This is a genomic window from Citrobacter sp. Awk 2 (assembly GCF_028069815.1).
GTDB lineage: Bacteria > Pseudomonadota > Gammaproteobacteria > Enterobacterales > Enterobacteriaceae > Citrobacter.
Genome location: NZ_JANEWL010000001.1, coordinates 1 through 11,743, shown reverse-complemented (window position 1 = coordinate 11,743; position 11,743 = coordinate 1). Strand labels below are relative to the sequence as shown.

Here is an 11,743-nt window from a genome sequence, read left to right as displayed (position 1 = left end):
CTGTGGGTGTGCTTCACACTGCTTTAGAGGCGAGAGAGAATAGCACGTTTTAAAAACAAGGAAAACGATTGCGTTGCTTTACACTTCACTCTTCAAGCTGCCTCTTTGTTGGCTGCATCTGCTCAGCCCAGTCACTTACTTTTGTAAGCTCCAGGGGACTCACAGATTTGCCGCCTCGATGCAACTCGAATAGTTTTGTGTAAAGAGGAGTTGGGTATCTGCAGAATTAAAATGGAAAAGCGATCAGTTCAACGTCGTCAGGTGTGACTTTAATCATCGAACCTTCGGTATGCCAGGCACCTAACACCACGCGGAAAGCGGGTTGCGCATTGGCCGTGAGTTCGTGGACTGCCGGGCGATGGGTATGACCGTGAATTAACCACTGGACCTGATGTTTCTCCATTTCGGCAATGACGGCCTGTGGATTTACATCCATGATCTCCAGCGACTTGCTGCTATTGGCCGCTTTGCTGTTGGCACGCATCTTCGCGGCAATACGTTGGCGAATGAATAACGGCAAGGAGAGAAACAGTTTTTGTAGCCAGGGTTGATGCACTTTGGCGCGAAACGCCAGATAGCCCACGTCATCGGTGCACAGCGTGTCGCCATGCATGATCAGTACGTTGCGACCATACAGGTTGAGCACTTTTTCCTGAGGTAACAGGGTCATGCCGCTCTCACGGGCAAAACGCTTGCCGATCAGAAAATCACGATTGCCATGAATGAAAAAGCAGGGAACACCGGAATCCGTCAGCGCTTTTATCGCTGCGGCCATTTCACGATGTAGGGGATTGGGATCGTCATCGCCTATCCAGGCTTCAAACAGATCGCCAAGAATGTACAGCGCATCGGCCTTTCGTGCATCGCCGGCTAAAAAACGCAGAAAACCGGCGGTGATCGCCGGTTCTTCCGTGCAGAGATGGAGATCTGCAATAAACAGTGTCGTCACGATTACTCGCTGACGGTCACGTTTTCGATGATAACGTCTTCTTTTGGTACGTCCTGATGCATACCGCTGCGACCGGTGGAAACGCCTTTGATTTTATCAACGACATCCATACCTTCAACAACTTCAGCGAATACACAGTAACCCCAGCCCTGCATGCTTTCGCCGGAGAAGTTCAGGAAGTCGTTGTCAGCAACGTTGATGAAGAACTGAGCTGTCGCGGAGTGCGGAGCCTGAGTACGCGCCATTGCCAGCGTTCCACGGGTGTTTTTCAGACCGTTGTTGGCTTCGTTTTTGATAGCCTCTTTCGTGGCTTTTTGCTTCATGCCCGGCTCAAAACCGCCGCCCTGGATCATGAAACCGTTAATAACACGGTGGAAAATGGTGTTGTTGTAAAAACCTTCGCGGCAGTAGTCCAGGAAGTTTTTAACTGTTTCAGGCGCTTTATCATCAAACGTTTTGATTACGATATCGCCGTGATTAGTGTGGAAAGTAACCATTTTTGCATCCTGTTCCGATAGAGTGGTGCTTCGACCCTGGTCAGGGTCACATGATAGGGGCTTGTTATAGCATAACCGCAAGGTTCGATCACCTTGCAAAGTGTGCTGCTTCGGGGCCAATTTATAGGTATTATAGGGCTTTGTTATCCACACACGTCTACACGGAATCTTCGATGTTAAAAATCTTTAATACACTGACGCGCCAAAAAGAGGAATTCAAACCCATTCATGCCGGGGAAGTCGGCATGTACGTGTGTGGCATCACCGTTTACGATCTCTGTCATATTGGACACGGGCGTACCTTTGTTTCTTTCGACGTTGTTGCCCGTTATCTGCGCTTCCTCGGCTACAAGCTGAAGTATGTGCGCAACATTACCGATATCGACGACAAAATCATTAAGCGCGCTAATGAAAATGGCGAGAGCTTTGTGGCGCTGGTTGATCGCATGATTGCGGAAATGCATAACGATTTCGATGCGCTGAATATTCTGCGTCCGGATCTTGAACCGCGTGCTACGCATCATATCCCTGAGATTATTGAAATCACCGAGCAGCTGATTGCCAAAGGCCACGCTTACGTTGCCGATAACGGCGACGTCATGTTCGATGTACCGACCGACCCGAATTACGGTCAGTTGTCACGTCAGGACCTGGATCAGCTGCAGGCGGGTGCGCGTGTTGATGTGGTTGATGTGAAGCGTAACCCGATGGACTTCGTTCTGTGGAAGATGTCCAAAGAGGGTGAGCCGAGCTGGCCATCCCCGTGGGGCGCAGGCCGTCCGGGCTGGCACATTGAATGTTCTGCGATGAACTGCAAGCAACTGGGTAACCATTTCGATATTCATGGCGGCGGCTCTGACCTGATGTTCCCGCACCATGAAAACGAAATCGCGCAGTCCACCTGTGCGCATGACGGTGAATACGTCAATTACTGGATGCACTCCGGGATGGTGATGGTTGACCGTGAGAAAATGTCCAAATCACTGGGCAATTTCTTCACCGTTCGCGACGTGCTGAAATATTATGATGCCGAAACCATTCGCTACTTCCTGATGTCTGGCCATTATCGTAGCCAACTGAACTACAGCGAAGAGAACCTGAAACAGGCTCGCTCAGCGCTGGAGCGCTTGTATACCGCGCTGCGCGGCACCGACAAGTCCGTTGCCCCTGCGGGTGGCGAAGCCTTTGAAGCGCGTTTCATTGAAGCGATGAACGATGACTTTAATACGCCAGAAGCCTACTCCGTGCTGTTTGACATGGCGCGTGAAGTTAACCGTCTGAAGGGCGAAGATATGGCGGCAGCTAACGCTATGGCTTCGCATCTGCGTAAGCTGTCCGGCGTACTGGGTCTGCTGGAACAGGAGCCAGAAACCTTCCTGCAAAGTGGTGCGCAGGCAGACGATAAAGAAGTGGCTGAAATTGAAGCGCTGATTCAACAGCGTTTAGATGCCCGTAAAGCGAAAGACTGGGCGGCGGCGGATGCGGCACGCGATCGTCTGAACGAGATGGGTATCGTGCTGGAAGATGGTCCGCAGGGTACCACCTGGCGCCGTAAGTAAATCTCTCGATTGCCGGATGACGGTTAACGCCTTATCCGGCCTACAGGCATGCTTTTGTAGGCCGGATAAGACACCTGGTGTCGCATCCGGCACATTAGTGTTTCCGATACCACCACAACACCCCCATCATGACGGCTCCCGGCAGCCATACCCACATTAGCTCCGAAAGAATAACCTGATGCCCGTACGGCGTGGCATAGCGCGACAGCGCAAACGGCGCGACCTTAATCACCTGCCACGGCGCAAAGAAACGTTCATCTGACCATGGCCACAGCCAGCCAACGCCTTTCCCTCCGGTTGTCACTGAATCCAGCAAACTGTGCGACAGCAATGACACCGTCAAAAATAACCAGCAGCGTATTAGCCCTGCCTTAAACCATCGTCGGCCAACCATGAGACAGAGCAGTGGAACGACGAAGGCGAACAACAACGAGTGGGTAAATCCGCGATGGCCGAAGACGTTACCGTAAGCAACGCCAAGCTTAAATGACAGAACGTCAGCGTCTGGCAGCATCGCCAGAGCGATTCCGGCAAACAGTAATCGCACAGGGATGACTTTAAGTCCGAGACCTAACCCTAAACAGAGTGGAACGGCAGCGTGGGTAACGATTGTTGGCATGATGATCGCTTCGTGTGAAAAAACAGCATGCTAACAGGCCACGATGAAGTGGGGATGAAGTCATTATCTGAAAATGGGGGAAGTGGCCGGATAAGGAACAAACCGTCATCCGGCACCTGGGATCACGCGACGACGTTAATGCTGTGACCTTCAAAGCTGACGGTCTGTCCGGCAACGATTTTGCAGCGCTTGCGCGTTTCAACAACACCGTCGACCTTCACTAACCCTTCGCCAATCGCAATTTTTGCCTGGGCACCGCTTTCGCTCCAGCCTTCCAGCTTCAGCAAATCGCAGAGTTCAACGTGAGGGTGTTTACCCAGTGAAAATGTGGCCATCTTAAACGTCCTTTACATCATGATATTCAACACACGCCTGCAGCGTGTTTTCGATAAGCGTGGCGACCGTCATTGGGCCAACGCCACCCGGCACCGGCGTAATATACGACGCACGTGCGGCAGCATCCTCAAAAACTACATCGCCAACAACCTTACCATTCTCCAGACGGTTGATGCCGACATCAATCACAATTGCACCTTCTTTGATCCACTCACCCGGAATAAAACCAGGTTTGCCAACGGCAACAATCAGCAAGTCGGCGTGCTCGACGTGGCGACGCAGATCCTTCGTGAAGCGGTGGGTGACCGTGGTGGTGCAACCCGCCAGCAGCAACTCCATGCTCATTGGGCGACCGACAATATTGGAAGCGCCAATCACCACGGCGTTCAGGCCATAAGTGTCGATGTTGTAGCGTTCAAGCAGGGTCACGATACCGCGTGGGGTACATGGGCGCAGGCGCGGTGCGCGTTGGCACAAACGACCGACGTTATACGGATGGAAACCGTCAACGTCTTTGTCCGGTGCAATGCGCTCCAGAACTTTGACGTTGTCGATACCCGCCGGCAACGGCAGTTGTACCAGGATACCATCGATGGTGGTATCTGCATTGAGCGTATCGATCAGCTCAAGAAGCTCCGCCTCGCTGGTGGTTTCAGGCAGGTCATAGGAGCGGGAGACAAACCCCACTTCGTCGCAGGCTTTGCGTTTACTTGCTACGTAAATCTGCGAAGCCGGGTTGCTACCTACCAGCACAACAGCCAGTCCTGGGGCGCGTAATCCAGCCGCTAAACGCGCCTGAACTTTTTGAGCAACCTCAGAGCGCACCTGCTGCGCAATCGTTTTACCGTCAATAATCTTTGCTGCCATCAGAGAGAGGATTCCGTCTGTTACGTTAAGTCGAAGGGGATGTGACTATTTTGTCAGAAGCGGGGCGTGCTGTCAGTTTTCGTTTGCGTTTTTACGTGCGGTGGTGTGTTCCGCGTAGCCCGTGAGGGCGGCAACAGGTGTTGGACGTTGGCGCGTGATTCATAAGCATGCTAATGAAACTTAACCTAAATGAAACAACTCATCACCCTGGTATTTTCATGGGTAATATCTCAAAAACCAGACTGTTAGGTCTTGTTATGGTCGTTTTTGCCTCATTTTCACCCGGAATTTTCTTAGGGTCCAATAAGAATAAGCCAGGGTTATTAAAAGGAATTACAGGTATTTTTCATTAATTGAAATGTTTAATTTATCCCTGTGACGAATTGTCATATTCGTGAAGATTAATTAGTGAATTAAATACTCAGGAGAGTGGGGGTACACATTTCGCTAATTCTCTCTCGATATATATCTTTACAGGACGCAGAGATAATTTGCCTGACATTTAATGTCGATAATGATTCAAACGGATCCCGCAGGACGCTGGAGCCGGATGTGTGTAATTCAAGGGAAATCCATGAAACGTAAATTAATGACCTCTTCTGTTTTTGCCAGCATGATGTTAATGGCGGGCGCAGCGGTGGCGGCAGATCCGGTAAGCGTGAGCGGCGGTACGGTTCACTTTGAAGGTGAACTGGTCAATGCAGCCTGTGCGGTGAGCACTCAGTCAGCCGACCAGGTTGTCACATTAGGCCAATATCGTACCGCCAGCTTCACCGCTGTCGGTGACACCACGGCGCAAATTCCGTTCTCCATCGTGCTGAACGACTGTGATCCGAAAGTTGCTGCGACTGCTGCTGTTGCTTTCTCGGGCCAGACGGATCTTACCAACAACAACCTGTTGGCTATCTCCTCCTCAGATAACAGCACCACGGCGGGCGGTGTAGGGATCGAAATCCTGGACAACACGTCCACCGCACTGAAGCCAGATGGCGCGACCTTCTCAACCGCTCAGGCGCTGGTGGAAGGTACCAACACCCTGCGTTTCTCCGCGCGTTATAAAGCCACTGCAACCAGCGCTACGCCGGGTCAGGCAAATGCGGATGCGACTTTCATCATGAAGTACGAATAAGCCGTTTGATTCTCGCAGGGATGACTACCGCCTCATGGGATGAGGCACTATCCGGGGATGATGAAGGATGTGGCAGATGATAGGGAAAGGCGTAGCGCTGGCGGGAATAGTCTGCGTAATGCCGGCGTTTGCACACACAGTAATACTGGAAAGTGGCCGTCTTCATTTACGTGGGCAGTTGGTTAATGGTGCCTGTACGGTTGCCACCGACAGCCAGAGTTTACGGGTGCAAATGGGGCAGTACCGCACTAACGCGTTCTCCGGGACGGGAAGCTTTGCCTCTACCAGCGTACCGTTTTCGCTGCGCCTGACGTCGTGCAGTGCTGATGTTTATGACCACGTGGGGATTGCCTTTGCGGGCGTTACGCCAGCCGAAGATCCACAGGTCTTTCTTGCCAGCGGTGATGCGTCTGCGGCTTCGGGTATTGGTTTAGCGTTATTTGATGAGCGACAGCGACAAATAATTCCGAATGCGCTGCCGCTTCATTATGCCCCGATTTTAACGCAAGAGATGACGTTTCATTTCACTGCGCGCTATCGGGCTGTCTCGGAATATATAACACCGGGAACGCTTCGTTCAGATGTGTGGTTTACGTTGGTGTATCCCTGATTTATTTCCTAACGATAATCACGCCAAAGGTATTTGTAGCTATGTTTAATTATCTAAAATCAGGCTTTATCATTTTACTGGCCTTATTTTCTGCCACCAGTGTGCAGGCATCTGGAGGAATTGCATTAGGTGCAACTCGTGTTATTTATCCTGCCGAGGCCAAACAAACGTCCCTCGCCATTAGTAATAGTGATACCAAAGAACGTTTCCTGATTAATTCATGGATAGAGAACAGCGCAGGCGTCAAAGATAAATCGTTTGTGGTCACACCGCCGCTGTTTGTCAGTGAACCTAAAAGCGAAAACACGCTGCGTATCATCTACGCGGGCGAGCCGCTGCCCAAAGACCGTGAATCACTGTTCTGGATGAATGTGAAGGCTATTCCGTCGGTCAATAAAAACAGTCTTGAGGGAAAAAACGTTCTGCAACTGGCGATTTTGTCGCGTATCAAACTTTTTGTCCGCCCAAATAATCTGCCACAAATCGCGGAAGATGCACCAGGCATGCTGCAGTTTTCCCGTACCGGCAACCACCTGAAAATCACCAACCCGTCAGCGTATTACGTCACGTTGGTCAATCTCAATGTCGGAAATACGAAGATTGATAACGTCATGGTTGCGCCAAAAAATGACACGCAGGTCCTGTTGCCGACGGGTGTTCAGGGAAACGTTACATTCCAGACGGTGAACGATTATGGCGCAGTAACCACCGCTAAAACGGTTAGCGTGCGTTGAGAAAACGATGAATAAGACAACGTATTTTCCTGGCCTGTTACCGGGGGTTACGCCACCGCTGGCGGGGGTGGCGTTGTCCACGCTGGCCGCGCTCTTTCCCTCTTTTAGCCACGGTGAAAGCTATTTCAATCCGGCATTTTTATCTGCGGATACCGCTACCGTGGCGGATTTGTCTCGTTTCGAAAAAGGGAATCACCAGCCTGAAGGCGTTTATCGTGTGGATATTTGGCGCAATGATGAGTTTGTGGCCACCCAGGATATTCATTTCTCCACCAGCGCGGGGAAAGCCGGAGAAAAATCCGGCGGGCTGATGCCGTGCTTTGATCTCGACTGGGTTAAACGCCTTGGCGTCAATATCACTGCGTTTCCGGCACTCAGTCAGGATGCGAACAATACCTGTATTAATTTGCCAGAGGCGATTCCTGGTAGCGAAATTGCCTTCGATTTTTCTACGCTGCGCTTAAATGTCAGCCTGCCGCAAGCCTCAATGTTGAACAGTGCGCGTGGTTATATTCCGCCAGAGGAGTGGGATGAGGGTATTCCGGCGGCGCTGGTTAACTACAGCTTTACTGGCAGTCGCGGCAGCGATACCGACAGCTATTTCTTAAGTATGTTAAGCGGCCTTAACTATGGCCCATGGCGGCTGAGGAATAACGGTGCATGGAACTACTCGAAAGGTGACGGCTACCATTCGCAAAGCTGGAAAAATATTGGCACATGGCTTCAGCGCGCGATTATTCCGCTGAAGGGTGAGCTGGTGATGGGTGACAGTAACACTGGCAACGACGTTTTTGACAGCATCGGTTTTCGTGGTGCGCGTCTCTATTCGTCTGACAGCATGTATCCCGACAGTTTACAGGGCTACGCGCCAACCGTCCGTGGGATTGCGCGTACCGCAGCGAAACTGACTATTCGCCAGAATGGCTACGTGATTTATCAAAGCTATGTTTCGCCAGGCGCTTTTTCAATAACCGATCTCAACCCCACCTCGTCAAGTGGTGACCTGGACGTAACGGTTGATGAGAAGGACGGCAGTCAACAGCGCTATACGGTGCCGTATTCCACGGTACCTCTGCTACAGCGTGAAGGGCGTTTCAAATATGACGTTGTCGCTGGGGATTTTCGTAGCGGTAATAGCCAGCAGTCTTCGCCATTCTTTTTCCAGGGAACGTTAATCGCCGGGTTACCAGAAGGTTACACCGCGTATGGCGGCACGCAGTTAGCTTCACGCTACACCGCACTGGTGTTAGGCACCGGCCGTAATCTGGGTGACTGGGGAGCCGTCTCTGTCGATTTAACGCATGCCCGTAGCCAACTGGCGGATGACAGTACGCATCAGGGGCAATCGCTGCGTTTTCTGTATGCAAAATCACTGAACAACTTCGGTACCAACTTCCAGCTGTTGGGGTACCGCTATTCGACGCGTGGGTTTTATACCCTCGATGATGTGGCGTATCGCAGTATGGAAGGTTACGAGTATGAATATGACAGCGAAGGGAATCGTCACGATGTTCCGCAGGTGAAGAGCTATCACAATCTGAGTTACAGCAAAAAGGGCCGTTTTCAGATCAACATTTCGCAGAACCTTGGCGATTACGGTTCACTGTATGTTTCGGGTAGCCAGCAAACGTACTGGAACACCTCAGATACTAATACCTGGTACCAGTTGGGGTATGCCAGCGGTTGGCAGGGGATTAGCTATTCACTCTCCTGGTCATGGAATGAATCAGTCGGGATCGCCGATACCGACCGTATCATGGCCTTCAATGTGTCCGTACCGTTCAGCCTGCTGACCGGGCGGCGCTACTCGCGTGATAACGCACTCGATCGCACCTACGCCACTTTCAATGCGAACCGTAACAGCAATGGACAAAACAGCTGGCAAAGCGGTATTGGCGGCACGCTGTTAGATGGGCGCAATCTCAACTACAGCGTTAATCAGGGGCACAGCAGCGCCAACGGGTACAGCGGGAGCGCTAACGCGAACTGGCAGGCGGCCTATGGCACGCTGGGCGTGGGTTACAACTATGACCGTGACCAGCATGACTATAACTGGCAACTCTCCGGTGGCGTCATCGGACATGCGGACGGCATTACGCTCAGCCAACCACTGGGCGATACCAACGTACTGATAAAAGCACCTGGGGCCCAGGGGGTGCGGATAGAAAACCAGACCGGCGTGCAGACCGACTGGCGTGGCTATGCGGTCATGCCGTATGCCACCGTTTATCGCTACAACCGCGTCGCGCTGGATACCAATTCAATGAATAACAACACCGATGTGGAAAATAACGTTAGCAGCGTTGTGCCAACGCAGGGGGCACTGGTACGTGCGGCGTTTGATACACGCATTGGCGTGCGTGCGCTTATCACGGTTAACCGGGATGGAAAACCGGTGCCATTTGGGTCGGTGGTACGCGAAACCACGAGCGGCGTCACTAGCATGGTCGGTGAAGATGGACAAATTTATCTCAGTGGTTTGCCGCTCAAAGGCAACTTGCTGATCCAATGGGGTGAAGGCGCAAACGCACGCTGCGAAGCGCACTACACCTTGCCTGAGGAGAGCCTGAAACAGGCCGTAACGCTCACCAACGTGACGTGCCAACGACCGTCGGCACGTCAGGGATAATATGATGAAACGACAAACCGGTTTGCTACTGGGAAGCGCTTTACTGCTTATAGCTAATACATCATGGGCGAAGGTCTGCCATAACTCGAACGGAACGCCAACGGACGTTTATTACGATCTGTCGAATGTTTTTAACAGCAGCAATAACCAACCGGGCCAGGTAGTGACATTGCCAGAAAAGTCAGGCTGGGTCGGGGTGAATGCAACCTGTCCGGCAGGGACGACGGTGAATTACACCTACCGAAGTTATGTGACTGAGCTCCCCGTGCAAAGTACGGAAAATAATTTTCAGTATCTGAAACTCAATGATTACCTGTTGGGGGCCATGAGTATTACAGACAGCTATGCCGGGTTGTTTTATCCCCCACGCAATTATATCCGCATGGGGAATCACCCAAACGTTTCCAAACAGCAGCCTTTTGGCGTGATGGATTCTAAGCTGGTGTTTAAATTAAAAGTGATTCGTTCATTTATCAACATGGTGCCGATCCCGCGACAGACGATGTTCAGTGTCTACGTCACAACCAGCACGGGAGATGCGCTGAGTACGCCGGTTTACACCATAAGCTACAGCGGCAAGGTGGAAGTTCCACAAAACTGCGAGGTGAATGCCGGGCAAATCGTGGAGTTTGATTTTGGCGATATTGGTGCCTCGTTGTTCAGCAAGGCGGGGGCTGGTAACCGGCCCGAAGGTATCAATACGCAAACGAAAACGGTCGCCATAAAGTGCACTAACGTTGCCGCACAAGCTTATCTGACCATGCGGGTCGAGGCCGAAAAAGCGTCCGGGCAAATGATGATATCGGACAACCCGGATTTAGGTTTTATCGTGGCTGACAGCAGCGGTAAACCGTTGACCCCCAACAATCTGTCCAGCACCATTCCCTTTCAGTTGGATGATAACGCTGCCGCGCGGGTTGGCATTAGAGCATGGCCAGTCAGCGTGACGGGCAATAAACCAGCAGAAGGGCCTTTCACCGCCCGTGGCTATCTGCGAGTTGATTATGAATAAGCAGAGAACAATGAGACGTCGTGCACTTTTCGTATTGATATCCGCAGTGTCAGCCAGTTCGCTATGCCAGGCGGATACCTCGCTGGGTGAGATTAATATCGAACTGCACGGCAATATCGTGGACTTTACCTGTGCGGTTATTGCCAGTGACAACAATAAGTTGGTTGAATTAGGTACCTGGCCAACAAAACAATTAAAGACCAGCGGGGATACGACCCAACCGGTTCCCTTTACGTTGAAACTTGAAGGTTGCCCGCCGGGGTCGGCCTCGATAACCTTTTCCGGCACGCCAGCAGCGGGTACCACGTTGTTGGCGCTGGACGATGCCGTGATGGCACAAAAGGTCGCGATTGAATTGCACGATAGTGACCATACGCGATTACCGCTTGAACAAGCCAGCCAGACAGTAAACATTGATGAAAATGGCAATGCTATGCTGACTTTTTTTGCCAACTATATTGCGCTGGCAGATGGTGTTCAACCGGGGAACGCGAAAGCAGATGCTACGTTTATGATTAACTACAATTGACATCATGCGCTGATAATTCACTCCCGAACGACGCCTCGTCGGGAGTGCGATCACATTAATTCATGCATCTTGGCATAATCGATTAGCTCAACAATGGTATGTAGTCCGAGCTTGGAATAGATGTTAGCTTTGTGAGCACTGATTGTTTTATTACTCAATAAAAGTTGCTCAGCAATTTCTTTATTAGATAACCCGTTCGCCAGATAACGTAAAACCGTAACCTCGCGATTCGATAATGGCATGTCATTCAGCATGCCTTTACGTATATTAATA

Annotated in this window: 13 protein-coding genes; 7 read left to right on the top strand and 6 right to left on the bottom strand. The window is 51.4% G+C overall.

The window, feature by feature from the left end; all coding sequences use genetic code 11:
* Positions 1-226 precede the first annotated feature (226 nt).
* Positions 227-949 (bottom strand): UDP-2,3-diacylglucosamine diphosphatase, encoded by a 723-nt coding sequence (gene lpxH, locus NNO02_RS00065; protein ID WP_271453997.1) that lies wholly within the window; start codon positions 947-949, stop codon positions 227-229.
* Positions 950-951: 2 nt separating this feature from the next.
* Entirely contained in the window at positions 952-1,446 is a 495-nt protein-coding gene (gene ppiB, locus NNO02_RS00060; RefSeq protein ID WP_003021875.1) for a peptidylprolyl isomerase B, read from the bottom strand.
* Positions 1,447-1,619: 173 nt separating this feature from the next.
* Here ppiB and cysS point away from each other — a divergent pair, with 173 nt between their 5' ends.
* Positions 1,620-3,005, top strand: coding sequence for a cysteine--tRNA ligase (gene cysS, locus NNO02_RS00055; RefSeq protein ID WP_271449450.1), 1,386 nt, complete (start codon positions 1,620-1,622; stop codon positions 3,003-3,005).
* A gap of 94 nt (positions 3,006-3,099) precedes the next feature.
* On the opposite strand, the gene NNO02_RS00050 is transcribed toward cysS, so the two are convergent.
* The 3 genes from NNO02_RS00050 to folD form a co-directional block, all read right to left on the bottom strand.
* Positions 3,100-3,624, bottom strand: a complete 525-nt coding sequence (locus NNO02_RS00050; protein ID WP_271453996.1) for a metal-dependent hydrolase — start codon at positions 3,622-3,624, stop codon at positions 3,100-3,102.
* Positions 3,625-3,746: 122 nt separating this feature from the next.
* Positions 3,747-3,959, bottom strand: a complete 213-nt coding sequence (ybcJ, locus tag NNO02_RS00045) for a ribosome-associated protein YbcJ (RefSeq protein ID WP_003831111.1) — start codon at positions 3,957-3,959, stop codon at positions 3,747-3,749.
* Between the two features lies 1 nt (position 3,960).
* Complete coding sequence (gene folD / locus NNO02_RS00040; RefSeq protein ID WP_003021887.1) at positions 3,961-4,827, bottom strand: bifunctional methylenetetrahydrofolate dehydrogenase/methenyltetrahydrofolate cyclohydrolase FolD; 867 nt, start codon at positions 4,825-4,827, stop codon at positions 3,961-3,963.
* Between the two features lie 574 nt (positions 4,828-5,401).
* Between folD and fimA the strand changes: the two genes are divergently transcribed.
* The 6 genes from fimA to sfmF all read left to right on the top strand — a co-directional run bounded on the left by fimA (position 5,402) and on the right by sfmF (position 11,470).
* The gene (fimA, locus tag NNO02_RS00035) at positions 5,402-5,956 is read left to right on the top strand and encodes a type 1 fimbrial major subunit FimA (protein ID WP_271453995.1); all 555 of its coding nucleotides are present in this window, start codon (positions 5,402-5,404) and stop codon (positions 5,954-5,956) included.
* A gap of 76 nt (positions 5,957-6,032) precedes the next feature.
* Positions 6,033-6,566, top strand: coding sequence for a type 1 fimbrial protein subunit FimI (fimI, locus tag NNO02_RS00030; RefSeq protein WP_271453994.1), 534 nt, complete (start codon positions 6,033-6,035; stop codon positions 6,564-6,566).
* 41 nt (positions 6,567-6,607) lie between these two features.
* Entirely contained in the window at positions 6,608-7,300 is a 693-nt protein-coding gene (fimC, locus tag NNO02_RS00025; RefSeq protein ID WP_005122054.1) for a type 1 fimbria chaperone FimC, read from the top strand.
* Positions 7,301-7,307: 7 nt separating this feature from the next.
* The gene (locus NNO02_RS00020; protein WP_271453993.1) at positions 7,308-9,929 is read left to right on the top strand and encodes a fimbrial biogenesis usher protein; all 2,622 of its coding nucleotides are present in this window, start codon (positions 7,308-7,310) and stop codon (positions 9,927-9,929) included.
* 4 nt (positions 9,930-9,933) lie between these two features.
* The gene (gene fimH, locus NNO02_RS00015) at positions 9,934-10,941 is read left to right on the top strand and encodes a type 1 fimbria D-mannose specific adhesin FimH (protein ID WP_137384701.1); all 1,008 of its coding nucleotides are present in this window, start codon (positions 9,934-9,936) and stop codon (positions 10,939-10,941) included.
* 10 nt (positions 10,942-10,951) lie between these two features.
* On the top strand, positions 10,952-11,470 hold the full coding sequence (sfmF, locus tag NNO02_RS00010) for a fimbria assembly protein (protein ID WP_271453992.1): 519 nt from the start codon (positions 10,952-10,954) through the stop codon (positions 11,468-11,470).
* Positions 11,471-11,520: 50 nt separating this feature from the next.
* Here the strand turns inward: sfmF and NNO02_RS00005 are convergent.
* Positions 11,521-11,743: LuxR C-terminal-related transcriptional regulator (locus tag NNO02_RS00005; protein ID WP_271453991.1), on the bottom strand; the 223-nt coding region annotated here is incomplete at its 5' end.

Coding starts and splice junctions, on each gene's coding strand:
- fimA (WP_271453995.1), top strand. CDS start 5,402: ATGAAACGTAAATTAATGACCTCTTCTGTTTTTGCCAGCATGATGTTA.
- NNO02_RS00050 (WP_271453996.1), bottom strand. CDS start 3,624: ATGCCAACAATCGTTACCCACGCTGCCGTTCCACTCTGTTTAGGGTTA.
- fimH (WP_137384701.1), top strand. CDS start 9,934: ATGAAACGACAAACCGGTTTGCTACTGGGAAGCGCTTTACTGCTTATA.
- ppiB (WP_003021875.1), bottom strand. CDS start 1,446: ATGGTTACTTTCCACACTAATCACGGCGATATCGTAATCAAAACGTTT.
- fimI (WP_271453994.1), top strand. CDS start 6,033: ATGATAGGGAAAGGCGTAGCGCTGGCGGGAATAGTCTGCGTAATGCCG.
- fimC (WP_005122054.1), top strand. CDS start 6,608: ATGTTTAATTATCTAAAATCAGGCTTTATCATTTTACTGGCCTTATTT.
- folD (WP_003021887.1), bottom strand. CDS start 4,827: ATGGCAGCAAAGATTATTGACGGTAAAACGATTGCGCAGCAGGTGCGC.
- sfmF (WP_271453992.1), top strand. CDS start 10,952: ATGAGACGTCGTGCACTTTTCGTATTGATATCCGCAGTGTCAGCCAGT.
- ybcJ (WP_003831111.1), bottom strand. CDS start 3,959: ATGGCCACATTTTCACTGGGTAAACACCCTCACGTTGAACTCTGCGAT.
- cysS (WP_271449450.1), top strand. CDS start 1,620: ATGTTAAAAATCTTTAATACACTGACGCGCCAAAAAGAGGAATTCAAA.
- NNO02_RS00020 (WP_271453993.1), top strand. CDS start 7,308: ATGAATAAGACAACGTATTTTCCTGGCCTGTTACCGGGGGTTACGCCA.